General features: G+C 40.4%; 26 protein-coding genes. 13 read left to right on the forward strand and 13 right to left on the reverse strand.

Going from position 1 to position 23927, the window contains the following annotated elements; all coding sequences use genetic code 11:
• Positions 1 to 26 precede the first annotated feature (26 nt).
• The 6 genes from ACQ86K_RS16065 (at position 27) to ACQ86K_RS16090 (ending at position 3523) form a co-directional block, all read left to right on the forward strand.
• Positions 27 to 839 carry a hypothetical protein gene (locus ACQ86K_RS16065; protein ID WP_091163759.1) on the forward strand — a complete coding sequence of 271 codons (813 nt, stop codon included), beginning with the start codon at positions 27 to 29 and terminating at the stop codon, positions 837 to 839.
• 221 nt (positions 840 to 1060) lie between these two features.
• Positions 1061 to 1345 carry a carboxylesterase family protein gene (locus tag ACQ86K_RS16070; protein WP_431200732.1) on the forward strand — a complete coding sequence of 95 codons (285 nt, stop codon included), beginning with the start codon at positions 1061 to 1063 and terminating at the stop codon, positions 1343 to 1345.
• On the forward strand, positions 1272 to 2279 hold the full coding sequence (locus ACQ86K_RS16075) for a carboxylesterase family protein (RefSeq protein ID WP_431200733.1): 1008 nt from the start codon (positions 1272 to 1274) through the stop codon (positions 2277 to 2279). Before ACQ86K_RS16070 ends, ACQ86K_RS16075 begins: the two co-directional genes overlap by 74 nt.
• 2 nt (positions 2280 to 2281) lie before the next feature.
• The gene (locus tag ACQ86K_RS16080) at positions 2282 to 2656 is read left to right on the forward strand and encodes a carboxylesterase family protein (protein ID WP_431200870.1); all 375 of its coding nucleotides are present in this window, start codon (positions 2282 to 2284) and stop codon (positions 2654 to 2656) included.
• Between the two features lie 4 nt (positions 2657 to 2660).
• The gene (locus tag ACQ86K_RS16085) at positions 2661 to 3254 is read left to right on the forward strand and encodes an alpha/beta hydrolase (protein ID WP_431200734.1); all 594 of its coding nucleotides are present in this window, start codon (positions 2661 to 2663) and stop codon (positions 3252 to 3254) included.
• Entirely contained in the window at positions 3227 to 3523 is a 297-nt protein-coding gene (locus ACQ86K_RS16090) for an alpha/beta hydrolase-fold protein (protein WP_431200735.1), read from the forward strand. Before ACQ86K_RS16085 ends, ACQ86K_RS16090 begins: the two co-directional genes overlap by 28 nt.
• A gap of 65 nt (positions 3524 to 3588) precedes the next feature.
• On the opposite strand, the gene ACQ86K_RS16095 is transcribed toward ACQ86K_RS16090, so the two are convergent.
• The 6 genes from ACQ86K_RS16095 to ACQ86K_RS16120 all read right to left on the reverse strand — a co-directional run bounded on the left by ACQ86K_RS16095 (position 3589) and on the right by ACQ86K_RS16120 (position 8692).
• A complete protein-coding gene (locus ACQ86K_RS16095; RefSeq protein WP_431200736.1) occupies positions 3589 to 4254 on the reverse strand; it encodes a hypothetical protein in 666 nt (221 codons plus the stop codon).
• 611 nt (positions 4255 to 4865) lie between these two features.
• A complete protein-coding gene (locus ACQ86K_RS16100) occupies positions 4866 to 6242 on the reverse strand; it encodes an OmpA family protein (protein ID WP_091163750.1) in 1377 nt (458 codons plus the stop codon).
• Between the two features lie 310 nt (positions 6243 to 6552).
• Positions 6553 to 7344, reverse strand: a complete 792-nt coding sequence (locus ACQ86K_RS16105; RefSeq protein ID WP_256337361.1) for a maleylpyruvate isomerase N-terminal domain-containing protein — start codon at positions 7342 to 7344, stop codon at positions 6553 to 6555.
• A 76-nt stretch (positions 7345 to 7420) separates the two neighbouring features.
• Entirely contained in the window at positions 7421 to 7849 is a 429-nt protein-coding gene (locus tag ACQ86K_RS16110) for an OsmC family protein (RefSeq protein WP_091163745.1), read from the reverse strand.
• Between the two features lie 91 nt (positions 7850 to 7940).
• Positions 7941 to 8357 carry a DUF3052 domain-containing protein gene (locus ACQ86K_RS16115; protein ID WP_431200737.1) on the reverse strand — a complete coding sequence of 139 codons (417 nt, stop codon included), beginning with the start codon at positions 8355 to 8357 and terminating at the stop codon, positions 7941 to 7943.
• On the reverse strand, positions 8357 to 8692 hold the full coding sequence (locus ACQ86K_RS16120) for a DinB family protein (RefSeq protein ID WP_431200738.1): 336 nt from the start codon (positions 8690 to 8692) through the stop codon (positions 8357 to 8359). Before ACQ86K_RS16120 ends, ACQ86K_RS16115 begins: the two co-directional genes overlap by 1 nt.
• A 279-nt stretch (positions 8693 to 8971) precedes the next feature.
• On the opposite strand from ACQ86K_RS16120, the gene ACQ86K_RS16125 reads away from it, so the two are divergent.
• The 3 genes from ACQ86K_RS16125 to ACQ86K_RS16135 all read left to right on the forward strand — a co-directional run bounded on the left by ACQ86K_RS16125 (position 8972) and on the right by ACQ86K_RS16135 (position 11101).
• Positions 8972 to 10120 (forward strand): nucleoside recognition domain-containing protein, encoded by a 1149-nt coding sequence (locus ACQ86K_RS16125; RefSeq protein WP_431200739.1) that lies wholly within the window; start codon positions 8972 to 8974, stop codon positions 10118 to 10120.
• A gap of 115 nt (positions 10121 to 10235) precedes the next feature.
• Positions 10236 to 10607, forward strand: a complete 372-nt coding sequence (locus ACQ86K_RS16130) for a hypothetical protein (protein ID WP_431200740.1) — start codon at positions 10236 to 10238, stop codon at positions 10605 to 10607.
• A 125-nt stretch (positions 10608 to 10732) separates the two neighbouring features.
• Entirely contained in the window at positions 10733 to 11101 is a 369-nt protein-coding gene (locus tag ACQ86K_RS16135; RefSeq protein ID WP_431200741.1) for an OsmC family protein, read from the forward strand.
• A gap of 267 nt (positions 11102 to 11368) precedes the next feature.
• Here the strand turns inward: ACQ86K_RS16135 and ACQ86K_RS16140 are convergent, their stop codons facing one another.
• Entirely contained in the window at positions 11369 to 11986 is a 618-nt protein-coding gene (locus tag ACQ86K_RS16140; RefSeq protein WP_091163733.1) for a TetR/AcrR family transcriptional regulator, read from the reverse strand.
• Between the two features lie 178 nt (positions 11987 to 12164).
• On the opposite strand from ACQ86K_RS16140, the gene ACQ86K_RS16145 reads away from it, so the two are divergent.
• A complete protein-coding gene (locus tag ACQ86K_RS16145; RefSeq protein WP_091163731.1) occupies positions 12165 to 13292 on the forward strand; it encodes a mechanosensitive ion channel family protein in 1128 nt (375 codons plus the stop codon).
• On the opposite strand, the gene ACQ86K_RS16150 is transcribed toward ACQ86K_RS16145, so the two are convergent.
• The 6 genes from ACQ86K_RS16150 to ACQ86K_RS16175 all read right to left on the reverse strand — a co-directional run bounded on the left by ACQ86K_RS16150 (position 13271) and on the right by ACQ86K_RS16175 (position 20531).
• Positions 13271 to 13774, reverse strand: coding sequence for a DUF4126 family protein (locus ACQ86K_RS16150; protein ID WP_176844390.1), 504 nt, complete (start codon positions 13772 to 13774; stop codon positions 13271 to 13273). The genes ACQ86K_RS16145 and ACQ86K_RS16150 overlap by 22 nt on opposite strands.
• Before the next feature lie 126 nt (positions 13775 to 13900).
• Positions 13901 to 17251: an efflux RND transporter permease subunit gene (locus tag ACQ86K_RS16155; protein WP_431200742.1), complete on the reverse strand. Its 3351-nt coding sequence runs from the start codon at positions 17249 to 17251 to the stop codon at positions 13901 to 13903.
• 96 nt (positions 17252 to 17347) lie between these two features.
• A complete protein-coding gene (locus ACQ86K_RS16160; RefSeq protein WP_091164911.1) occupies positions 17348 to 18451 on the reverse strand; it encodes an efflux RND transporter periplasmic adaptor subunit in 1104 nt (367 codons plus the stop codon).
• Positions 18452 to 18484: 33 nt separating this feature from the next.
• Positions 18485 to 19837: a TolC family protein gene (locus ACQ86K_RS16165; RefSeq protein ID WP_091163723.1), complete on the reverse strand. Its 1353-nt coding sequence runs from the start codon at positions 19835 to 19837 to the stop codon at positions 18485 to 18487.
• 83 nt (positions 19838 to 19920) lie between these two features.
• Complete coding sequence (locus ACQ86K_RS16170) at positions 19921 to 20361, reverse strand: hypothetical protein (RefSeq protein WP_431200743.1); 441 nt, start codon at positions 20359 to 20361, stop codon at positions 19921 to 19923.
• Between the two features lie 20 nt (positions 20362 to 20381).
• Positions 20382 to 20531, reverse strand: coding sequence for a TetR/AcrR family transcriptional regulator (locus tag ACQ86K_RS16175; protein WP_431200744.1), 150 nt, complete (start codon positions 20529 to 20531; stop codon positions 20382 to 20384).
• Between the two features lie 211 nt (positions 20532 to 20742).
• Between ACQ86K_RS16175 and purB the strand changes: the two genes are divergently transcribed.
• The 3 genes from purB to ACQ86K_RS16190 all read left to right on the forward strand — a co-directional run bounded on the left by purB (position 20743) and on the right by ACQ86K_RS16190 (position 23922).
• Positions 20743 to 22086, forward strand: a complete 1344-nt coding sequence (gene purB / locus ACQ86K_RS16180) for an adenylosuccinate lyase (RefSeq protein WP_091163717.1) — start codon at positions 20743 to 20745, stop codon at positions 22084 to 22086.
• A 114-nt stretch (positions 22087 to 22200) separates the two neighbouring features.
• Positions 22201 to 22752 carry a NifU family protein gene (locus ACQ86K_RS16185; RefSeq protein ID WP_090525267.1) on the forward strand — a complete coding sequence of 184 codons (552 nt, stop codon included), beginning with the start codon at positions 22201 to 22203 and terminating at the stop codon, positions 22750 to 22752.
• A gap of 240 nt (positions 22753 to 22992) precedes the next feature.
• The gene (locus ACQ86K_RS16190) at positions 22993 to 23922 is read left to right on the forward strand and encodes a hypothetical protein (RefSeq protein WP_091163714.1); all 930 of its coding nucleotides are present in this window, start codon (positions 22993 to 22995) and stop codon (positions 23920 to 23922) included.
• The last annotated feature ends 5 nt before the right edge of the window (positions 23923 to 23927 follow it).

Raw genomic sequence — 23927 nt, forward strand, 5'->3', positions numbered from 1 at the left:
CTCCCTAAATAACACTTTATAAAACGATGAATAAAACCATCATATGCAGCACATGCGGCACCCAGCTTTTAGCCGGGCCGGCAACACCCCAATTTTGTCCAATTTGTACCGATGATCGACAATACGTTCCGGAGAGTGGACAGCAATGGAATACGCCAGCCGAACTTAAGAACCGCACCATCAAAATAACACAGTTAAGTGAACATCTGTATGCACTCAAAATACAACCAGATTTTGCAATTGCCCAAAGGGCCCTGCTCCTTATCTCTCCGGGAGGTAACATTTTGTGGGATTGTATTCCGTACCTGGATGATGCTACAATTGAATTTATCCGGGCTAAAGGCGGATTAAAAGCTATCGCGTTTTCACATCCGCATTATTATAGTAATATGAATGAATGGGCCGCCGAATTTGGCTGCCCAATCTATATCCACCAACATGACACCGAATGGGTACCTTTTAATTCTCCGTATATCTACTTATGGGGTGGTAACACCACACAACTTTGGGACGGCATAAGCGTAGTACATATCGGCGGTCATTTTGCGGGCAGCTGCGTGTTGCACATTGCAGGCTTTACACCCAATGGAACTATGCTTTGTGGTGATACCTTTAATATAGCCAGAAGCAAACGGCATATGGCTATTATGTACAGCTATCCTAATATTATATTACTCGCCAAGGAAGAATTTGTCAAAGCATATCAAAAAGCATCCATGCTTAATTTTGATACTGTATATGGAGCATTTGAAAACCAGGATATTGAGGGTAATGCAATGGAAATATTTGAAACTTCTATGCAGCGGTATAAAGATAGCTATGGATTATGGTTACATTAAACTAACTACGTTTTTAGCTGAAATTTTTTAAAGTAAAAAGTATGATATAATTGTATTTGGTTAATTCATTGTGTTATATTTACACAATAGCTATTGCCATTGGATAAACATCCTCTCCAATTAATCGGTAATTAACTATCTTTCAATTCCGGAAGCCAGTTTCGGGTCGCGAAGTGTAAACCAATTTAACCAAATACAATTATGAAAAAAACAGTACCCTCATGCTGCTTTTACTCATTTGCTTTTTACCTGTAACGGCGTTTTGCCAAAGCAGCAACGAACCAGTTGTTGCCGGGAACGATGTAGCTGTAACATCAACCGAAAGCGGAAAAGTAAAAGGCTATCTTCACAATGGCATTTTTACATTTAAAGGTATCCCCTACGCCAAAGCCGACCGCTTTATGGCGCCCGAAAAACCTGCGCCATGGACAGATGTACGCAGTTCAAAAACTTACGGTCCGGTTTGTCCTACCGATCCAACTACAACTGTTAACGACAGAATTTGAATTTGCCTTTCAGCATGATCTGGGTTATTCAAATGAACACTGCCAGTCGCTCAATGTATGGACACAGAAACTGAACGATGGCAAAAAACGCCCAGTAATGGTTTGGCTGCATGGTGGCGGCTTTACAGCCGGTTCATCAATTGAACTTCCGTCATATGACGGTGAAAACCTGGCTAAAAAGGGAGATGTGGTACTGGTATCGGTAAATCACCGGTTAAACATTTTGGGCTTTCTTGATCTTTCAGCCTATGGTGATAAATATAAGGGCTCTGCAAACGCGGGCCTGCTTGATTTGAAATTGGCTCTGGAATGGGTAAAACAAAATATAACCCAGTTTGGCGGCGATCCTGATAATGTGACCATCTTTGGGCAGTCGGGTGGTGGCGGTAAGGTTACCTGTTTGATGAACGCGCCATCAGTAAAAGGTTTATTTAAAAATGCCATTGTTGAAAGCGGCAGCTACATCACCAATTTTAACGAAAAACCGGTTACCCAAAAAGTTGCCGCTGCATTATTGGAAGAACTTCACCTGCAGCCTTCGCAGGTTGATTCTCTTCAAAAACTGCCTTATGGTGTACTGAACGAAGCGGGTAAAAAAGCCATGAGCAAGGTCTCGGCCGAGTTGAAAAAGGAGGGCAAAACCATGAACGGCTGGGGCCCCGCTTTAGACGGCGATTTTCTTCCTTACCAACCATCAGATCCGGCAGCTAAAGAACTGTCGAAAAATGTTCCGCTGCTGGTAGGTACAACCAAAAACGAATTCGCTCCATTTATCCCCGGCCCTAAAAGCCAAACTATGGATGAATTAAAAACCAGTCTTCAAAAAAATATGGCGATAAAACCGATGCTTACATCGCCGCGGCGCAAAAAGCGTATCCAACAATTTCAAAACCATCAGAATTTACCGACATTGAATTTAACTTCCGCTCATTAGCCATTAAACAGGCAAATGAAAAGGCTGTTAGTGGCGCGGCCCCGGTGTATATGTACCTGTTTACCTGGCAATCGCCCGTAAATGGAGGTATGTATAAAGCCATGCACTGTATGGATATAGCTTTCCAGTTTAACAACATCGCACGCTGCCAGGAAATGACCGGCGGCGGTAAGGAAGCATATGCCCTTGCCGATAAAATAAGTAGCGCATGGATAAATTTTGCCAAAACCGGCAACCCCAATACATCGTCATTACCCAAATGGCCTGCATACACTGCCGAAAATGGTGCAACTATGATACTGGATAACCAATGCACAGTTAAAAATCACCCGGATGATGAATTATTAAAAATAGTAGCCGCAGTACCAAAACCATAAGTAAATGAGAAGAGTAGCTTTAATATTTGCCCTGCTGTTTAGCAGCATATGGGTTTTTGCAGCCAAAGTCGACACAGTACAAATCCCAAGCGTGGCAATGAACAAAACTTATAAAGCGGCTATTGCATTTCCTAAAGCATATGAAAAAAGCAAAGCCAATTTTCCGGTATTGTACCTGCTGCACGGGGGGTATGGCCATTTTGACGACTGGCTGCTAAAAACGCCGGATAAATCATTGGTAAAAGACCTTGCTGATCAATACAACATCATTATCGTAATGCCTGAAGGTGAAATCTTTAGTTATTATGTTGATAGCCCTATTGATCCTAACAGCAAGTTTGAAACTTATATTATTAAGGAAGTGATTCCTTTTATCGATAGCAAATACCGCACGGTTAACGATAAAAAAGGCAGACTTATCACCGGCCTATCTATGGGAGGATTTGGCGCGTTGTATCTTTCAACCAGGCATCCGGAACTTTTTGCAGCAGCAGGGAGTATGAGCGGAGCACTTGACCCAAACATGACCACCTGGAAGCTCCCCCCGATAGGTTTGAGATGCTTACCAAAATGCTTGATAAAATTTGGGGGCCTATGACGCCGGATACTTACCTGCAATATTCGGTTGTGAACATGGCAGATCAGATCCGTAAAAACGGGCTGCCATTGGTTATTAATATAGGAGTTGATGACTTTTTGCTTGAGCCCAACCGTGAATTACACCGCAGATTAGTTTATAACCATACTCCACATGATTATTCCGAACAACCAGGAGGCCATACCTGGGAGTTTTGGCAAAACGCCTTGCCAGGGCATTTGTTGTTTTTCAGCAAAGTTCTGAAAGCAAATGGTGTTTACGTTTTATAAACGGCCAAATTGAATATATAAGGGAAGATCGATCACAGTATCTTCCCTTTATATTTACGCTATTTTCAGCATGGAAAGATAAGCGCCGGTAGGTGGGCATGTTCTTCATTCTCCATATTCTCCCAATCCCATAACCCATTTAATTGCGAGCTGCGGTTGCTCAATACAAAAAAATCAACCCCCATTATATTGGCCAGTACATCAACGGTTTTCATGATATCCCGCTCCTTGATATTCACCAGGTTCAGCCTTGAACCCACGAACATTTGATTGAACACAGCATCAGCATAATCATTATACATATGCGGTAATCCCGATTCAGTTATATTAAAAAGCGAGGCCTTTACACCCATAGCTTCACTCATTTTACTTAAAAAATTTACAATATCCTTTTTGGCATAACGAAGATCGGCAAGGTATCCCATATTCGTAATATTGAATGAGGCACCTTCCGGAACGGCCAGTAAGGGGCAGCATGAATGATTTAAAACAGGCATAAGCTGTTCATTAATTTCTTTTGCAGTTCCGCCAACCCCTTTGATAATTAAACCTATATCATATTTAGCTATAATTGCGTGGAGCGACATCCCCAAAGTATCCAGATAGTTAAGGAAAACTATCTTTTCGATACCTTTATTTTGATCTTTAAAACTAAAATCCTCATCATCAAATATATCCTGGGTGGTAGTATCTGATTGCTGAACACTCATCGGCTCGGGTACCGTGTTCATAACAATTACTTTGGTTTTTAATTTATCACCTAAATTACCGGCGTAAGTAAGTGCATAATTGCTTTCTTTTTGAGATTGTGAACTACCAGGATTGCTTTCATAGCCAATTTATATAATAATGAGATGTATGATTTGAACAAGTGATAACAAGAGCTGTTTCTTAATTTGTAATTAAAAAAGTCATAAAAAAGTCAGTTTGATACGCTCATGAGTTGCTGGCGGTGTATAAACTTTAACCTTTAGCTTAAAAGTGGATATTATTCACCACCTGTTGCAATAAACGGTTATGTTAGGTAATCTTTAAAATGGCTTTGTTTTAATTTACACTGATATTAAATAACGTTGCTTATTGATGTCACGGATAAATAAAAACAGATCAATTTGCAATAAAAATGACCGCTCATGCTAAACACTTGATCACTGTTGACGATTTCCTGGTAGGCACCACCGTTACCCGCTCCTGCTACAGGAAATTAGACAGGATGATGGTATTGGCGAACTGATTAAAATCCTGCCTATTAAACAATCACCTGGTTTGGTTGCTAAATATAAAAGCAAAAAAGCCACTCAATTGAGCAGCTTTTTATTTATATAAGGTTTAACAACCTTTGTTAATACAAGGTAAATTCAACCCTGCGGTTAGCCTGACGGCCTGCAGCTGTTTTGTTTGTAGCTATTGGCTGTGTTTGACCATAGCCGGTTGCTTCAATACGCGATGGATTTGCACCTTTGCTTGCGAGGTATGATTTAACCGATTCAGCACGATCTTTTGATAAACGCATGTTTAAATCAGCCGAACCTGTGTTGTCAGTATGGCCAGCAAGTTTTAGGCTAAAGTTTTTATCAACCAATAACTGTGCTACCCTATCCAAACTTGGATATGAATGTGCACGAATGGTAGCTTTACCCAAATCAAACTCAAGATTTTTGATAGCGTCTTTAACCACTTTTTTATCTTCTTCAGTAACATAAACTACCGGTTTAGCCAAAGGACAACCTGAGCCATCAACTTTTTGGCCGGCCGGTGTGTTAGGGCATTTATCGTTTACGTCCACAACACCGTCACCGTCGCTGTCGGTAGTTAACTTGGCAAGATTGGCATTGGTTGTTGCAAGGTCGCTGGCCAGCTGTGCGTTTTTCGCTTTTTCAGCATCAATCTGTTGTTGTAATTCGGCACGGGTACGCTGGTTTTCCCATTGGTACTCTGTACGCATTGATGATACGGGATTATGGGTGGCCATCTGGTGTTTTTTCTTATTGCCAAGGGCAAATTCTAAACCAATATGTGCGTATGAAAACCTGTCATCACCCGCCCCATACTTGTATCCGTCAAGGTTATCGGCCTGTACAAAGTTAACCTGGTAACCTAAATCAAGGTTTATGCCCGGGGCAAGGTCAAATTTCAAACCTAAGCCAATGGGGATAAACAATTCGTTGATATGGCCATTATCGGTTTTCTTAAAGTTTTCCTGTTGCCCGCCAACCGGGGTAATCCTTGGTGTGTAGTTCAAATTACCAACGCCTGCGGTTAAATAAGGCTGAATAAATGGCTTTTCATGGCGCCAATTGATGTTAGCCAACGTAATATTAGCACTTAAAGCTGCCGACCAGTTTAATTTAGTAGAGTATGAATCATAGGGAGAAGTACCTGCTGCGTTAGGCTGACTGTTTGATGAAGTTAATTTACCACGAAGGAAGTCGGCCTGTAAGCCCAAGGATGGCAATATTTGTTTTTTAATGTACCCGCCGTAGCCAAACTGTTCGGTTGGGCTGGTAAAATCCTGCCTGTTGTTGCGTCCAAATATGGTAAAAGGGGTTAACAAACCACCATGTACACCTATCGACCAGGTACGTAATTCACCACCACCCGAAAAGGGCCTCACGTAATCTTTTGCTGTAGCTGAGGTATCTGTTGACTGAGCGAATAATTTACTGCCAATCATAACTCCTGTAAGAAGTAATGAGGCTTTTTTTAAATTTGTTTTCATATTTATATATTTAATTATACGTTTAACATTCAAGTAAAACGTACACTGGTTAATCCAATATTGATGCCATCAATATTGGATTAACCAGAGAGCCCATTGCCAAAAGGCAGGCTAATCAAACAAAAAAAGCATATGAAATTTGATATAAAATGCTGACTCACTAAGTCAAATGCTTTGGTTTTTATATCACCACTAAGATTGCATTAAACAGGCAATCACAACCAAATTCTTAACTTTTTGTACAAATTGGTTAATGAGTTAAAAAGAATACAGTTTTGTACAGTTAAAGAGTAATTAAACAAAATAGTTGTTAAGCCATCACGGCAACCATATTAAACAAGTTTTCGCCCAGGTTAATATTGCCGCTGATGTTAGACACCTCCAATGCTGTTTGTGGATCGATACCTTTGGTGAAAACCTTCCAGGCAATATCAGGCAATAAAGTTACTGTAGTATCCGGCACAGATCCGGCATTTTTGATGAGTGTCCAGCCCTCAGCCATTTTAAGCAGGTACCAGTTACCGCCAGCTTCGCCAGTTACAGTGATTTGAATTAGCGTACTGGTGTTTGCTTTAACCGTACGATATGTATGCGGAAGCCCGCACATAAAAGTATCGATACAAGGATAAAACAATTCAGCAGTTAGGATGCCTTGTTTACCAACCGCTTCGCGGATCTGTTGCTGGTGATGAAACTTTTCGGTGTATTCGCGGGCTATATGAAACCAGTTAACGGATTCATCTTCACCTGCCCAGGCTACTGAAAATGGTGCAGGTGCAAACAAATCAGCGGCAGCCATTACTTTGCTGTATTGTTTGCCTGTAGTTTCTAAAAGGTCGATAAGCAACTGCGGGCTTACACGCTTCATAGCGTTTACCCAGGTGGCGTTTAATCCATTCAAAAAATCAACTAAATCACTATAGTTATTGATGGGATTTGAAGGAGGATCGCCTGCAAATTGATGAGACGAAGAAATGACGCGTATGTTACCATCAAGCAAATGAGCGGCTATATCCTTTACTGCCCAAAGTTTTGCTAATGTAGGCCTGTTCCAGTCGTCCGCTGATAAAGACCTAAGCAGGTCTGTCAGCTTTTGATCCAAAAGGGGGAACAGGTGAACTGTTTTAATAGGGACTTCCTATTCCGCCATCTGGTATTTTCAATGAGTAATAACTATGTTATTGAGTAGGGTGAACAATCACCTTCCATTTAATTTCGGCACCGGCTTTTGCAAGTGTTGCAGCAACCGAGCAGTATTTGTTAATAGAAAGTTCGGCAGCACGCACAGCTTTATCTTCATCAACATTGCCGTAAATATGAAATTCAATATCCACATCTTCCCATAATGAAGGTTCTTTACCTGCTTCACGTTCGCCGTTAACCACCATTTTATAATCGGTTATTTCCTGGCGTTGTTTTTTCAGGATACTGATTACGTCAATTGCCGAACAACCAGCAAGGCCCATTAAAAGCATCTGCATTGGGCGGATGCCAAAATCCTGGCCGCCACTTTCCGGACTGCTGTCCATTTTTACGGTGTGCCCGTTGGCATCAACAGCCTCGAAGCCGAAATCGCCATGTACACGTTTTAATTCAATCTGAGCCATATTTTCAGGTATTATTGTGCTAAGTTATACAATTAAGCGCTTATGCTAAAACGCAGTGCCGTTTGTTTACCTGGTTTTAATCAAAAATGACCTATGCCACATATTTCCTGTTTTTAACATGTATCACCAGCTTTAAACCCGACCACACTTTATCAACCGCGCAAACCTTGATGTCAACCAAGCCTATTTGCAAAGCAAAGCTCCTGATCAAATCTTCCGTAATATCAGTAACTACTTTCGAAGCCTTTTTGGGCCAGGATATCCAGATCATGCCATCCTGCTTTATTTGCTTTATCAGTACAGGCAGTTTAACCCGGTATTCATCCGCACTTTTGCTAAAGAAATGGATCACATCAATTTCAAATGAAATATCATCTGTAAAATAAACATCAGGAGGCATGTCGCTAAACAGATCAAGGTAATGATCAGGTGCGTTAACAAGTAACAGCATCCCCCTTGCTTTTATGCCGAGCTTTTTTGCCAGGGGCGTAGCTGAATAACGTGCCATTACAAAATATTTTTAAGGTGATGGAGCATATGATCAACATAGTCTGCGGCAAGCCATTCAACAGTTTGCAGCTTTGGCTCCGTTTTACTGTTATCACAACGGGCGCTCCATCTGTCGGCAGGGTAATTCTCTAAAACCCGTACAATCTGCAGGTTCAGCAAGGCCCAAAGTTCAATCAATTCGTTAATGTCAGCATCCTGGTAACGTGCGGCAGCAACCCATTCTACCTGTTGGTAGGTAAGCCTGAAGTTTTCTTCATAGGTGCAACGCACAAAACGCTGCAGGTTAATTTGAGCACTGTCAATCAAATGGCCAACCACTTCTTTTTTGACCACTTAACAGGGGATGCGTTATAAGTCCAGTCAATATCACAGCTCTTAAGCCGCCTTAGGTTCTCTATTATTCCGGTGAGTTTGTTGGTTACCTCGTTCATTTATTGGTTTATCGGTAGTATAAAAGTATCAGTATTTCATATTAAACAGCAAAAGCACTAACTTCAAAGCCTTAAACATTACTATGGCGCTTAACTATATCTGGATAGCTTTTTTTGTAATTGCATTTGTAGTTTCACTCATAAAATTAGTTTTTTTGGCGATACAGAAGCTTTCAAATTATTGGTTGAAGGATTATTTAATTCGTCAAAATCGTCGGTAATGGATATCGCTTTGCCGCTGATTGGCTCTATGGCATTCTGGCTCGGCATTCTGAACATTGGCGAAAAAGCTGGAGCTATTAATTTTTTATCACGGATAGTAAGACCTTTCTTTAGCCGATTGTTTCCCGATGTACCTAAAGATCACCCCGCTACGGGCCAGATGATGATGAACTTTTCGGCCAATTTAATGGGCCTTGATAACGCAGCTACACCGCTTGGCTTAAAAGCGATGGGTAGCCTGCAGGAACTGAATCCAGATAAAGAAATAGCTTCAAATGCCCAGATCATGTTCCTGGTGCTGCATACATCCGGCTTGCAGTTATTACCCGTTACCATCATCGCACAAAGGGCCATCCTTAATTCAAAAGATCCGGCCGAAGTATTTTTACCTTGTATCATTGCTACCTATGTAGCCACGGTAGTTGGCTTAATAGCGGTGGCTATTAAGCAAAAAATCAATCTTTTTGACAGGGTTATTATTGGCTGGCTTGGCGGCGTTACCGCTTTCATTACATTGGTGGTATGGTACTTTACCACGCAGCTAACCAAAGAGCAGATCAGTACGGTATCATCAGTTATAAGCAATGTGATGTTGTTTACCATACCGGTAATATTTATCGTGGGCGGCCTTATAAAAAAGGTAAACGTATTTGAAGTTTTTGTAGAGGGCGCTAAAGGCGGCTTTGAAACCTCAGTAAAGATAATTCCCTATCTGGTAGCTATGCTGGTTGGGATCAGCGTGTTCAGGAATTGCGGCGCGTTGGATTATATGAATGAAGGCTTACGCTGGGTTTGTGTTCAGTTTAATTTGGATACACGCTTTGTAGATGCTATGCCCGTGGCTTACTTAAAACCACTTAGCGGTTCGGGCTCAAAAGGTATGATGATAACGGTAATGCAAAATTTTGGTGTCGATAAATTTGCGGGGCGGCTTGCCGGGATCTTTAACGGTTCGGCCGATACTACTTTTTACATCGTTGCTTTATACTTTGGTTCGGTGGGTATTAAAAAATCGCGTTATGCTATTCCGGCAGGACTTATTGCCGATTTGGCCGGCGTTATTGCGGCTATTTTTATTGCTTATTTGTTCTTCGGCCATCAGCCATAATTACCGCTTAACAAAGGGGTGTTTATTCATCAAATTAATTGCTAATTTTATCGCACCCTTTATAAACTAATGACTCAAACTTATCTTAAAGAAAAGCAGCTAAAAAAAGCGCGCTATGAAAGGCGTCTACGCCATTATCATCGCTGGTGTAGTATTTATTTTTATTATGGTAAAGTTTGCCATATCCGGTGATGTTACGGAGGTGCTTTCATTTAGCAAAATGCCTAATGCCGATGATGCTTATAAAATTGCGAAGGAATTTGTAATCCCAACCATACGTTCGGGAAATACCTCTTTTCCTGACGACAGATATCAATTTGGCAAAAAGGCCGACTCTGTTTTTATTATCAAATCGTATGTTCTTTCAACAGATAGCCAGGGTGAAACAAACCGTACCAATTTTGAAGTGATACTGAAATATAATGGCGGCCCCAAATTTCTGAAAAAGAACTGGAACCTGGTTGATATTAATGAAACACCCGAATAAAGAAAATTAAGTCGATAGTATTGAGTCGGAAGTCGCCAATCTGTTTTTTTGCTTTTCTATACTTAGAACTCATGCCTTAGGACTAAGCTTAATTTATTAATAACAATACTCTATTTAAACGCCTTATGGAAGAAACCGGAATTGAGTTGATAGAAACAGCTATTGCACTTATAGGACTCACTCAATATCAAACAGTAGTTAACAGTGGTGGGCATGGCCTTATAACCGATGAACCCCTTGAGGCTGAAGGCAGCAATACAGGCATGAACCCGTTTAGTTTGTTACTGGCGAGCCTCGCAAGCTGCACTGTGATCACCCTACGCATGTACATTAACCGTAAAATGTGGCCTATAGAAGAAATTAAAGCCAATGTTGAAATGTTTAAGACTTTAAGTGGTACACGCATTGAAACTAAAATTAGCTTTAAAGGTGAAGTAAATGACAGAACAAAGAGATCGGTTATTGAAAATAGCAAATGCATGTCCGGTACATAAAATATTGACCGGCAATATTGCTATCCGTACAAATATCAACCCATAAAAAAAGCCCGCACGGCAAAAAGCTATGCAGGCTAAATCACTCTAAAACAATCACCTCTTAAAAAAGAAGTATTTTATAAATAACTAAACAGGGAGGTAATTACCTGGCTATTAAATTATTTGTAAGTACAAATGTACCTATAAATAATAGCCATACTATTTAACAGCCAATTCATTTGACGGCTAACTGACAGTGTGGAGTATTTATACTTTAAGATGACTTTAGTACATCAATCCTTTGATAAAAATATCAAGCAGGAGTAGTTTTTTATGATGAATTTCTTCCAGGTGTTCCTTGCGCGGAAAGTTGGTTTTCTTTTGAGATATCGCCCCCACCCTGATGCCGTGCAAAGCGTCCATCAATACATCAACAACTTCGTCAGGATTTTCTACAGGCTTAATGGCTCCTTTTTCAACTTCCGATTTAATAGCATTGCTTAACAGGTTTAGCTCGGCACTGTGAACTTCGCTAACTATTTGCCAAATGGTTTCGGGGAGGTTTTGTTCGTTAAGCCTGAAAAAATCAAAAAAGTTATAATTGTTTACTATAAACTCGTGATGGGTATTTACCTGGAAGGTAAAAGCTTCTTTTAAATTGGTAAATGTATTTAGCCTGTTTTCAAGTGTTTTAAGATAATCAGTGGCAAGTTTACGCATTACAGCAATGTATAACTGGCTTTTATCCGGAAAATAATAATAAAGCAGGGCCTTTGACATGGAGAGGTCGCCGGCTATTTCGTTCATGGTAGTTTTTGAATAACCGTAATGTAAAAAGCGCTGGTGCGAGGCCTCTAAAATTTTTTCTCTTTTAATATCCTGCTGGTCATTCACTGCTGCCATGTGCTCGTTAAGTTTTATTTAAACAGGTAAACAAAAAGTTAAGACAATCGATTTCCTGACTTTTTTAACAAAACTATCAAAAATTCATTAAACATGTGTAACAACACCCGGTACGGCGCCGTTTGCTAAAACAATTTTACATTCCAACTATTTTACTGTAGAAAACATTTGCCTTGCTATGAATATTGAAAACAGCTTATCCCCCGACCTGCTCACATTTTCACAGCGCATACCATCATTTGTCTGGAACCTGATCATCGCGCTGGTAGCCATACTTGTTGGCCTGAGTATAAAATTCATAATAACCCGGCCGTTTAAATTTTATGCAAAAAAAGCAGATACATCCTACTCAATCTTAAGATCGATATTGGTTAACCTTGGGCCGGCTGTGGCTTATTTCATCCCACTGTTTCTATTCAATATTCTTTCGCCATTAATGCGAATGAATCCGGTTTATTACAAACCTCTTGACAAAACTTTTGAGATTTTACTTACCATATCTTTCGCGGGCCTGCTTGTACGTTCGGTAAGGATCCTGGAAGATTATATCTATCACACTTACGACCTTAATAAAGTGGATAACCTGAAGGAACGTAAAATACGTACCCAGATCCAGTTTATACGTAAGATCATTGTGGTGACTATTATCTTTTTGACGATTGCCATTATATTGCTCAGTTTTGAAAGCATGCGTAAAATAGGTACCGGTTTACTTACCGGTGTTGGTATAGGTGGTATTATAGTTGGTTTTGCAGCACAGAGCTCATTAGGTAATTTGCTGGCCGGCTTCCAGATAGCGTTTACTCAGCCTATTCGTATTGATGATGTTTTGGTTGTAGAGGGAGAATGGGGACGCGTGGAGGAGATCACGCTTACTTATGTGGTTTTAAAAATCTGGGACGAACGTAGGCTGATCCTCCCCATCAATTACTTTATTCAAAAACCCTTTCAGAACTGGACAAGGACATCTGCCGACATTTTGGGCACCGTATTTTTATACATGGACCATACCGCCCCTATTGATGCTATACGTGAAGAATTTGAACGCCTGATAGTTAAATCGAACCTCTGGGACAAGCGGGTTAAAGTAGTGCAGGTAACTGACGTTAAAGAACATACCATAGAGATCAGGGTGTTAATGAGTTCCCGAACCTCATCAGATGCATTTGACCTCCGCTGCTATATCCGCGAAAACCTGATAAGCTTTATTCAAAAGAATTATCCCGACAGCCTGCCCCGTTCGCGCAATGAGATCAGCAACCTGGGTGAGCTTGAAAAATATGTTCAGCCTGCAACCGGGGCATAGGTTAGCTTGCTTAAGCCAAAGCCCGATCCTATTACCAAAGCATCTTCAATTGCGCCAATTATCGGGTCGGCGATATGATTTGCCTTAACCGTATTTTTGCGTAAAAAGTAACTGGCATAGGTTGCAGATATTGCCGCCACCCCTCCTATCAAGGCTCCGGTTAATGCTTTGCCCCCCACCGCTTTATAAATACTGGCGCCGGCCAGGGCGCCGGATAAACACCTTGCCGCTACCCCTGCGGGCTCTATACGGTTTGGAGTGGAGGGCAATTTATCCGCAATGAGTTCAGTAACGGATACGATCTTTAAAACAGCAGCCACCGTTGTTGATTGCATGAACCTTAACGGTGATGTTTCCAGTTGCTTTGATGGATGATGACTTAATACATGCGTAGTTACAACAGGGGCAGATAAGGTACGCATACCGGCTAACGTACCAAGGCCTATTACCGGCCAAAGCGGTTTTGTTATTTTAAGTTTCATGGCTGTGATAAACGTTTGCATAGAGAACCATAAATACATCATTATGTTTTATTTAAAAACTGTCAAAAAACAAAACAGCCGCAATCTTTAGACTGCCGCTGTTTGTGTTATTAATGGCTCTTTATTTTAAACAGCTTCTGTTTCTAATACTTCAACATGTTTAGCTTCAACCGATTTTTTGCCGAACAACCTTGCTTTCAGATTATAACGGATCAGGTATAAACATGGTACAAGGATCAATGTAATAATGGTGGCGAAACCTAAACCGAAGATCATTGTCCAGGCCAGCGGCCCCCAGAAAGCAACGTTATCGCCACCAAAGTGGATATGCGGTTCAAAATGGGTAAACAAGCCAACGAAATCGATATTGAAACCAACTGCCAAAGGTATCAGACCCAAAATAGCTGCAGTTGCTGTCAATAATACCGGTGTCATACGGGTATGACCGGCTTCAACTACAGCATCATGAATACTCACGCCCTGTTCAAGCAACATATCGGTGAACTCAACCAATAAGATCCCGTTACGAACAACCACACCGGCGAGTGCAATGATACCAATCCCCGTCATTACGATAGACATGGTCATGCCGAACACACTAACGCCCAGCAATACACCAATAATACTAAAGAGGATCTCGCTGATAATAATAAGCGTTTTGCCAATAGAGTTAAACTGGATCATTAAAATAACCAGGATAAGCCCGAATGACACACCAAGGGCAGAAAGCAGGAATGTCATGGCTTCCATTTGGTCTTCCTGACCGCCGCCCTGGCGTATGATCACATTATCAGGTTTTTTAAAGTTATTTATCGCTTTTAAAATATTAGCGTTAACCTCGTTAGGATTATATGGCTTAATAACATTTGAACCAAGCGTTAATACCCTGCGTTGTTGCTTGCGTTTTATGTTACTGTAAGTAGTTGTGTAACGCACATCAGTAAAAGCAGAAATAGGTACCTGGCGAATTGCTCCCCCCATTGCCAAATCACGGTATGTTATCTTGAGGTTTTTAATCTCATCAATATTACTTCGCTGGCTTGGCAGTGTCCTCACCATAATTTTGTAATCATCTTCACGGGTATTGCGGAAATCAGCCGCCTTCCAGCCATAAATGGCGGTAAATAGATTTTGATTTATTTGTTGAGAAGATACGCCCTCGCGGTTAGCACGCTCGCGATCTACATCAAACACAATTTCTGGTTTATCGCTTTGTACATCCGCAATAAGGTTTTCAATACCAGCTATATTTTGTTTGGCAAGATAGCTTTTAAGCCTGTTACCCGTAGCAACAAGGGAATCAAGGTTATCGCCGGCAATTTCAATACTGATATCCTTTTGTACCGGCGGGCCGCTGTTTTCCTGGGCTACGGCTATCTTTGCACCTGGAATACCCTGTACCGCTGCGCGGATATTTGCCAATACTTTTTTGGTATCCTTACCATTACGCTTGCCGAACTCAACAAAAGCAACGGTAACCTTGCCTTTATTTTCATAATCGCCCTGATCTTCATCAGTAGGATCTGTTACACCTTTAGTTACGTTTGATATTACAGACGATACGATATCCTTATCAGGTTCAACAACCTGGGCAACACGTTTTTCTATCTGTTGGGTAACCTGGTTTGTATAAGCCTGGTCGGTACCTATAGGCAGGGTAATATATACATAAGCAAAGTTAGGGTCGCCGGATGGGAAAAACTCAGGTGTTTTGCCGCGTACAGCCATCAGGAAAATAGCAAAAATGAATAAGCCTATGGTGCCAAGCAAAACGGTAACCGGCCTGTGTACCGCACGCTCAAGCCATTTTGCATACCAGTTTTGAAATTTAGGCCAGGCATTTTTCTGAAACCTGTCAATAACCCGCAACAGGAAAAAGTGGTTGAGCAGGTATAACACCATGATCAGCACCATCAGGTTACCAACACCTACGTTTATCAGGTAACCGATAACTGCTGCTATAGCTAAAAATATCATCGCCCTTTTTGTCGGCCTGTCAAATTTAGGGTTGTCATGCTCTCCGTCATGATGAGGCCTCATAAAGTCAACCGCAAATACCGGATTAAAGATATATGCTACTACCAGCGAGGCCAGCAGGGTAATGATCAGGGTAATAGGCAGAAAGAACATGAAATGCCCTATCAAACTATTCCAGAAAGCCAATGGTATAAACGGGGCCAAAGTAGTCATAGTGCCTGAAAATACAGGTAGGAACACTTCGCCTGCGGCCATTTTTGCAGCTTCCTTAATAGGTACTTTTCCGTTAGCAAAAATACGATGGGTGTTTTCAATAACCACAATGGCGTCATCCACCACAATACCCAACGCCAGCAGGAACGAGAATAACACGATCATATTGAGCGTGAACCCAATTGCCGGCATCACCAAAAAGGCGATAAAACACGATAAAGGCACAGATAGCGCAACAAAAATAGCGTTGGTTGTGCCCATGAAAAACATCAGGATAACGGTAACCAACAGGAAGCCAATAACGATTGTATTGATCAGGTCATTAAGCGTTGTACGCGTTTTGTCTGACTGATCACCGGTTACAACAATATCCAATCCTTTAGGGAAAACTGTTTTCTGCTTTAATTTGATCAATTCGTTGATCTTATCCGATGCCTCAATCAGGTTTTCACCAGCCCTTTTACTTACGTTAAGGGTAATTACATTTTTAAAGTTAGGGTTATCGTTAGTTTTTAACCTTGCATAACTTTCCTGCTCCAAGAACGAATCTTTTACTTCGGCAATATCTCTCAGGTAAACAGCCTGTCCCTTGGGGTTACGGATCACCATTGCCGCAACCTCATCGGCATTTTTAAAGTCTTGCTTAATATCAATAGTCCTGCGAACACCATCAGTTTTAACCGTACCGGTCGATGATAATATATTCTCGTAACCAACAGCATTGCTGATATCCGGTAGGCTCAGCTGCGCCGCAGCCATCTTATTCATATCAACATTTATCTGAATTTCTGGTGTTAAAGCACCTACTTCATCAACTTTTGAGATCTCTTTGTAGCTTTCAATTTCATCTTTTAATATATCGGCATATTCCTTTAGCTTTTTCAGATCATAATTACCTGAAATATTGATATATAAAATGGGCAGGTCGGCAACATTGATATCAGATACAGCAGGATCGGTATAATTATTATCATTTTGGGGAAGATCCTTTTTTGCCTTATCTATAGCATCCTTCACATCGATTTTTGCATCCTTAATATCAACGTTCGCCTGAAATTCGGCCGTGATAATGGAAACATTCTGTACCGAGTTTGACGTCACCTTTTTTAAGCCCTTTAACGACTTCAATTGCTTTTCAATCTGGCGGGTCACCAGGTTCTCAATATTTTGTGGAGACTGACCAGCAAAGGTTGTTGTTATAAACACCTTTGATTGTGCTATATCCGGAAAGTTTTCCTTAGGCAAGCGGTTATAACTTATCAGGCCAAGTGCGGTGATCAGGAACATGAGCACATAAATGGCCGTTTTGTTATCTATGGCCCAGCTTGAAGGGCCAAATTCTTTTTTACATCTTTCATAATGAACAGATCAATTGGTTAATAACTAATTGGCCGACTGAACAATTTTAATCTTATCGCCATCCTCTATTTCAGTTGCCCCTTCAACAACCAGCTGGTCGCCGGCTTTTAAGCCTGATAATATCTCTGTTTGGCCACCATAAGTAACACCCGATTTTACATTTACCTGTTTGGCAATACCATTCTGATTTACAAAGACATGGTCGCCGTTCTCTGATTTCTGTATAGCTTTAACTGGTACAGCTATCGTATTTGTTTTTGAATAATCAGCAATTTTTAAAATAGCGGTCATATTAGGGCGAAGTGTGCTGCGTTGAGGCAATTTGATCTCCACGCCAAAACTGCGAGATGTAGGGTCGATAGCTTTAGCTGCAAAAGTCACCTTGGTAACTAATGAATCCTTAGCATCCGGGATCAATATTTTAACATCGTTACCGGTGTTTACGCTGCTTGCGTATGATTCAGGAACATCGGCCTTAACTTTTAAAACATCGGCATTGACAATACGGATGCCGGTTTGACCCGGTGCTGCACCCTGACCAAGTTTCAGGTCCATTTGATCTACAGTGCCATTAATGGGCGATATGATACGATACAAAGCTGATTGCTTTTTTAATGAAGCCAAAGCTTTCTGACTGCTTTGTAAGGTGGTTTGAGCCTGTAGATATTGTACTTCGGTGCCAATTTTTTGATCCCAAAGGTTTTTCTGACGATCAAACAACTGTTGGTTCAAGCTCACCTGAGCTTCACTTTGCGCTATATTTTGCTGCATAACACTATTATCCAATTGTGCTAATACCTGGCCCTTACTTACATGCTGACCTGGTTTTACGTAAATAGCCGTAATAACAGCTGATGCCTGCGGATAAGCGGTAACGTTATCCTGTGCATCAATCTTACCCTGCACCTGAACATAATTAGTAAAATTACCATTCTTTATTTCAGTAACGCTTACATCAGTGCTCTTGGCCGAATCAGTAGTGCCCATTTCAGACTGCAACTTCTCAATTTTTGAATTGAGATCTGATTGCTGCTTTTTCAGATCCGCCAGCTCGGCTTTCTTATCTTTGGGTTTACTTGAGCAGGCAGCCAGTAAAACCAGGAACGGTATGTATATAAATTTTTTCATTTTCATTGTTATATAGTGAGTTTAGTGTTGTTGTTATTTAATTCGTCCGTAAGCTTTATCAAGGTCAACTTTACTAACCAATGCGTCATAAAGGCCTTGTATATATTTATTATCTGCATCTTCAAGTGATGTTTGTGCTTGGGTAACTTCAATGCTTGAGCCAACTCCCTGCTGATATTTCACCTTTGATACATGTAACACTTCCTGCGCAAGCGTTTGATTACGCTTTTGGTTATTAAGCGACTGCAAACCATTTACATAAGTAATATGAGCCTGGTTAGCCTGCAGTTTTAATCCGTTTTTGGCGTTCTCCAAATCATTTTGTGATTTCAATACAGCAATTTTGTACTGTTTTATCTGATTAACCCGCTGAAGGCCACTAAATATTGGTATGTTTAAAGATAACCCCACATAACTTGATGGAAAACTCATTTTATAAAGGTTACTAAAATTATTGTTCTGGTATGATGAAGTATAAGCCGCATTAGCTTTAAGCGTAGGCAGAGAAAGCGATTTTTGACGTTTCAGGTCCAGTTGTTTAAGATCTACAGCTGTCTCGGCCAAATTATATTCAATTCGGTTATGATAAAACGAGGTATCGGCCGCAAGATCAGCGGTATTGTCTTCAAGCTTAATATCTTCAAGTTTATCTTTCAGGCTAAGTGCATATTCTATCGGCATACCCATCTGAAATTTAAGCACCTGATAATTCAATGCCAGTAAACGGATAGTATTTTCACGGCTTGTAACCAAATTATTGTACTGAACAGCAATCCGATCTACGTCAATTTTTTCTACAAAGCCCTGTTTATTTTGCTGTACCGTTTCATCCATCTGTTGTTTAAGCTGAGCAATATTGGCATTTAACAACCTTAACTGCTCGTTGCTTACCAAAACCTGGTAATAAGCCTTTGTGACATTAACATTTGCCTCAATTTTTGAACGGATATGACTACGTATAGAAAGCTCCTTATAAGTTTTTGACGCCTTTAAGCCAACAAGGTAGCTACCGTCAAACAAGATCTGGTCGGCATTGACCCCAAAACTTGATTGGTATTTAACGCCAAACTGAACGGGAATAAAGGTACCGGCGGGCTGTCCGAAAATTTCTCCTGGCAGTAAAGTAGTCGGGATTTTCAAGTAGTCTTGAAAAGATGCCGTTCCGCTTACCTGTGGCAAGCCGATACCGGTTGTTTCCCTAACTTTATATTCGGCGCTCTTAATATCAAGTTTGGCATTTACTACCGAATCCTGATGCTCATATGCATAATTAACACAATCCTGAACCGTAAAGTTAAAGGTTTGTCCATTTGGCGTTGCCTCCTGCCCGTATCCTTTAAAGGCTATAGCGCAAAACACAGTTGCCGTAAAAAATAAATACTTCATTATATATGTTGTGGTTGAGTGATTTGATTTCATTTAAACTGATACAAATTTCATGCAGTTAATGACAACTGTGTGTCAGCATGTTATTCATTATTAATATTCTTATACTCGTTAAGCAGTTTATACCCTTCAAGTGTACAGATGCCGTAATTAAAATGATCTAAAAACTGAACCTGCACCTTCCACGGACTAAACTCAGATACCGGGAATATGGAGGTGTTGAAGCCCAGTTCAACCTGGTTTACCCGCATCCGTGCTATTATCCTTACATCAATATCTTTACGGATATAACCCTGTTCCATCCCTTTGATCAACAGCTCTTCCATTTTCTGGATCAATATTTCGGCCTTAAACTTTTGAAAATCGTTCCAGGCTTCGGGATGATACTTTTGCAGATCATGAATAACAATCGGGTTGATCCTCGAAAAGATCTCTTCCGAACACTTGGTCATGTTAATCATCTCTTCAATTACATTATTTGATTTGCTGATGATATCGTTCATTTGATCCTCATCTTCTTTCAACTTCTGTTTTGTAAGGGCTACTACCAGTTCGTTTTTATCCTTAAAAAACTGGTAGATCGTTTTTTTGACATACCAAGGTGCCTGGCAATATCATCCATGGTGATACTTTTAATCCCTGCAGTTAAAAACAGGTCTTCGGCGCCTTTTATAATTCTTTCTGTTTGACTCATTGACTTTCCGGGTCAAAACTAAGGAAACATTTTTTGAATAAAAAGTTTCCATTCATTTTTACTTTCTTATTACAAATACCTGTTCATTTTTAAAATCCATTTAATTAATGCTTATTATTCTGTGGTTTAATTGCGAAGCTTTTAATCTGCTATTGGCACCTCAAAAATGATTACCTTTGCAAAAAATTATCACCCACTCTCTTTTTAATATATGACGCTTACTTCACTTTCAGCGATCTCGCCTATTGATGGCCGTTATAGAAACACCACCGCCGAACTTGCCGCATACTTTTCAGAATATGCCCTTATCAAGTACCGGGTATTTGTTGAAATAGAATATTTCATAGCACTTGCCGAATATCCACTACCTCAGTTACAGTCATTTGATAAAAATCTATCAGAAAAGTTACGCGACATTTACAGGATTTTTTCGGAAGATGACGCTGAGAGTATCAAAGTGATTGAAAAAACGACAAATCACGATGTAAAAGCGGTTGAATATTTCATTAAAAAGGAGTTTGATAAATTAGGTCTGGAACCATACAAAGAGTTTATTCACTTTGGCCTTACCTCACAGGATATCAATAACACTGCCATCCCGTACACTTTTAAACTGGCATTAAATAACAGCTACTACCCTGCTATTAATGATCTGGTTAGTATCCTGAAAACCTTCGCTGCCGATTGGGAAAATATTCCTCTGTTAGCGCATACCCATGGTCAGCCGGCTTCGCCAACCCGTTTGGGTAAAGAGATCCTGGTTTTTGTTGAGCGTTTGGAAGCGCAGCTTGAACTGCTTAAACCTATTCCAAACTCAGCTAAGTTTGGCGGCGCTACCGGTAACTTTAACGCGCATAATATCGCCTACCCTGCTATCGACTGGAAAGCATTCGGCAATAATTTCGTAAATAACACCTTAGGGTTAAAGCGCTCGCAGTTTACTACCCAGATTGAGCATTACGATAATTTTGCGGCTCAATGCGATGCTTTGAAACGCGTAAACAATATCCTGATCGATCTTGACCGCGATATGTGGACTTACATATCCATGAACTATTTCAAGCAAAAAATCAAAGCCGGCGAAGTGGGCTCATCGGCCATGCCGCATAAGGTTAACCCTATCGACTTTGAAAACTCGGAAGGCAACCTGGGTATCGCGAATGCTTTATTTGAACACCTTGCGGCTAAATTACCAATATCAAGATTACAGCGCGACCTTACTGACTCTACCGTATTTAGGAATATCGGTGTGCCTTTTGCACATACATTGATAGCCATTAAATCAACCGTTAGGGGATTAAACAAACTGTTATTAAACACCGACGCCATCAATGCCGATTTGGAAGCTAACTGGCCGGTTGTTGCAGAAGCTATTCAAACCATATTAAGGCGCGAAGCTTATCCTAATCCTTACGAAGCCCTGAAAGACCTTACCCGTACCAATCAGCAGATCAATGCTAACACAATAGCAGAGTTTGTTGATACGTTAAATGTAAGTGATGCTATTAAGGACGAGATTAAAAAGATAACGCCGTTGAATTATACTGGCATTTGATTGGATATTTGCCTGTGTGCAAAAAAATCATCCGCATGTCATAACAAAGTAAGTGGTAGCTTTTAATGAAAAAGGTAACTAAATTTGTTAATTAAGATTTTAAAACACGAAACGATGAACATCAACGTATATACCGAATTAACGCCTAACCCGGCAACTATGAAATTCATAGTTAACAAACTGCTTATTAACGGCAGTGTTGACTTCCCTACCAAGGAAAGTGCCGAACATTCACCTTTTGCAAAAGAACTATATAAGTTTTCGTTTGTAAATGGCGTTTTCTTTGCCAGTAATTTTGTGACTATTACCAAAACTGAAGGCAGCGAATGGGCAGATGTTGAACCGATAATGAAAGAGTTTGTTAAAGGTGCTATCGAATCTGAATTGAAGATCCAGTTGGAGGAAGAAGCAGAAGCCGGAAATTTTGAAGGTACAGAGACCGAAGTTAAAATTCAGCAGATCCTGCATGATTACGTTCGCCCGGCTGTTGAGCAGGACGGCGGCGCTATCTCTTACCGCTCATTTAACGAAGGCGTAGTAACTGTTGAACTTCGCGGTTCATGCAGCGGCTGCCCGTCATCAACCGTAACCCTTAAAGCCGGTATCGAAAACTTGCTTAAACGTATGGTACCGGAAGTTACTGAAGTGGTTTCTGAAGCATTATAATAATAAAGATTTTGGGGTTCGAGCCCCATCATTTACCCAAAAGCCTTTCATGAAAATGAGAGGCTTTTGATTTTTTACCCCTAATCCTGTTTATAATTAAATGAGGTTATCTGTCTATAAGTTTCTATTTTAGCCACCCAATCGTTAAACTTTATCACAATGCCAAATTTGATTGATATTTCAAACCTCCACATTCTAATTTCAGTTGATGATACTTTATTTACTCCAACTTTCTAAACTATGGAAGTTAATGAATTACTAAATTGTAAGAATTGCGGTGCAATATTAACTGCAAGCGCAAATCAAACAATTAAATGCGACTATTGCGGAACAATTTATCACTCAAAACCGCAGACAGATCATACAATATCGTCTACAGAAGTTACAACGGAAGGAGTACAACACCAACTGGAAAACGTGGAAAATGGTGATGCCAATGAAACACTCCAGTCAGATGATTTTCCTACCGATAAGCAAAATACAAATCTTGGATGTAGTATCGCTCTGATAGCTTCGGTCGCCATCATGGTGGTAATAGTCATAGCTAAAATCATTGGATCGGAGCAGAAGACTACTTATAGTGGTAGCATAGCTATTGACACCTCAATGTTAAACACACAACCCCAGCCTGTTGAACTGTCAGAAACAGCGCAAGCGAGTCTCAAAAAATTAGCCGCAATCAATGTGGATAAGAAACTCTTTAAAAAGTTAATTAAAGATTCAAGCAATATCACAAGAGAGTCTGCGGTTCAGGCAACGTATTTCAGAGATAAAAATTCAATAGTCGGTAAGCCAGTCACCGGTTTATACGCCTATATAAATTGTTATGACATAACAGGCTGCAACATTTATTTTGGTTGTCAACATATAAATAAAAAACCTTTAGGATTACAAAGTTTGACATTTGTTATAAATGGTAAACGTCTCCGGTACAAACCCGATTTTGCAACAGACTCTTTACAGCATTGGATAAACGAATACAGCGAGGAGACGATTTACGACGACAAAATCTTAATATTATTAAAACTTGTAACAGCAGATAAGGTCATTGTTCGTTTTAACGGTAACAAAGGCCACGATCAAATAATATTACCAAAAGATCAGCAAGATGCGCTTAAGAGGCAATTGCAACTTTATAAAGGATTGCTTTTGGGATATGCTAAGGAATAAAGGTG

The organism is Mucilaginibacter sp. P19, assembly GCF_050632265.1.
Classification (GTDB): Bacteria; Bacteroidota; Bacteroidia; order Sphingobacteriales; family Sphingobacteriaceae; genus Mucilaginibacter; species Mucilaginibacter gossypii.

What these genes read in the sequence shown, in the direction of transcription:
- ACQ86K_RS16065 (WP_091163759.1), top strand. Translation starts at nt 27, where the DNA reads ATGAATAAAACCATCATATGCAGCACATGCGGCACCCAGCTTTTAGCC.
- ACQ86K_RS16070 (WP_431200732.1), top strand. Translation starts at nt 1,061, where the DNA reads ATGCTGCTTTTACTCATTTGCTTTTTACCTGTAACGGCGTTTTGCCAA.
- ACQ86K_RS16075 (WP_431200733.1), top strand. Translation starts at nt 1,272, where the DNA reads ATGTACGCAGTTCAAAAACTTACGGTCCGGTTTGTCCTACCGATCCAA.
- ACQ86K_RS16085 (WP_431200734.1), top strand. Translation starts at nt 2,661, where the DNA reads ATGAGAAGAGTAGCTTTAATATTTGCCCTGCTGTTTAGCAGCATATGG.
- ACQ86K_RS16090 (WP_431200735.1), top strand. Translation starts at nt 3,227, where the DNA reads ATGCTTGATAAAATTTGGGGGCCTATGACGCCGGATACTTACCTGCAA.
- ACQ86K_RS16095 (WP_431200736.1), bottom strand. Translation starts at nt 4,254, where the DNA reads ATGAACACGGTACCCGAGCCGATGAGTGTTCAGCAATCAGATACTACC.
- ACQ86K_RS16100 (WP_091163750.1), bottom strand. Translation starts at nt 6,242, where the DNA reads ATGAAAACAAATTTAAAAAAAGCCTCATTACTTCTTACAGGAGTTATG.
- ACQ86K_RS16110 (WP_091163745.1), bottom strand. Translation starts at nt 7,849, where the DNA reads ATGGCTCAGATTGAATTAAAACGTGTACATGGCGATTTCGGCTTCGAG.
- ACQ86K_RS16115 (WP_431200737.1), bottom strand. Translation starts at nt 8,357, where the DNA reads ATGGCACGTTATTCAGCTACGCCCCTGGCAAAAAAGCTCGGCATAAAA.
- ACQ86K_RS16130 (WP_431200740.1), top strand. Translation starts at nt 10,236, where the DNA reads ATGAAAGGCGTCTACGCCATTATCATCGCTGGTGTAGTATTTATTTTT.
- ACQ86K_RS16135 (WP_431200741.1), top strand. Translation starts at nt 10,733, where the DNA reads ATGGAAGAAACCGGAATTGAGTTGATAGAAACAGCTATTGCACTTATA.
- ACQ86K_RS16140 (WP_091163733.1), bottom strand. Translation starts at nt 11,986, where the DNA reads ATGGCAGCAGTGAATGACCAGCAGGATATTAAAAGAGAAAAAATTTTA.
- ACQ86K_RS16145 (WP_091163731.1), top strand. Translation starts at nt 12,165, where the DNA reads ATGAATATTGAAAACAGCTTATCCCCCGACCTGCTCACATTTTCACAG.
- ACQ86K_RS16150 (WP_176844390.1), bottom strand. Translation starts at nt 13,774, where the DNA reads ATGAAACTTAAAATAACAAAACCGCTTTGGCCGGTAATAGGCCTTGGT.
- ACQ86K_RS16155 (WP_431200742.1), bottom strand. Translation starts at nt 17,251, where the DNA reads ATGTTCCTGATCACCGCACTTGGCCTGATAAGTTATAACCGCTTGCCT.
- ACQ86K_RS16160 (WP_091164911.1), bottom strand. Translation starts at nt 18,451, where the DNA reads ATGAAAAAATTTATATACATACCGTTCCTGGTTTTACTGGCTGCCTGC.
- ACQ86K_RS16165 (WP_091163723.1), bottom strand. Translation starts at nt 19,837, where the DNA reads ATGAAGTATTTATTTTTTACGGCAACTGTGTTTTGCGCTATAGCCTTT.
- ACQ86K_RS16175 (WP_431200744.1), bottom strand. Translation starts at nt 20,531, where the DNA reads ATGAGTCAAACAGAAAGAATTATAAAAGGCGCCGAAGACCTGTTTTTA.
- purB (WP_091163717.1), top strand. Translation starts at nt 20,743, where the DNA reads ATGACGCTTACTTCACTTTCAGCGATCTCGCCTATTGATGGCCGTTAT.
- ACQ86K_RS16185 (WP_090525267.1), top strand. Translation starts at nt 22,201, where the DNA reads ATGAACATCAACGTATATACCGAATTAACGCCTAACCCGGCAACTATG.
- ACQ86K_RS16190 (WP_091163714.1), top strand. Translation starts at nt 22,993, where the DNA reads ATGGAAGTTAATGAATTACTAAATTGTAAGAATTGCGGTGCAATATTA.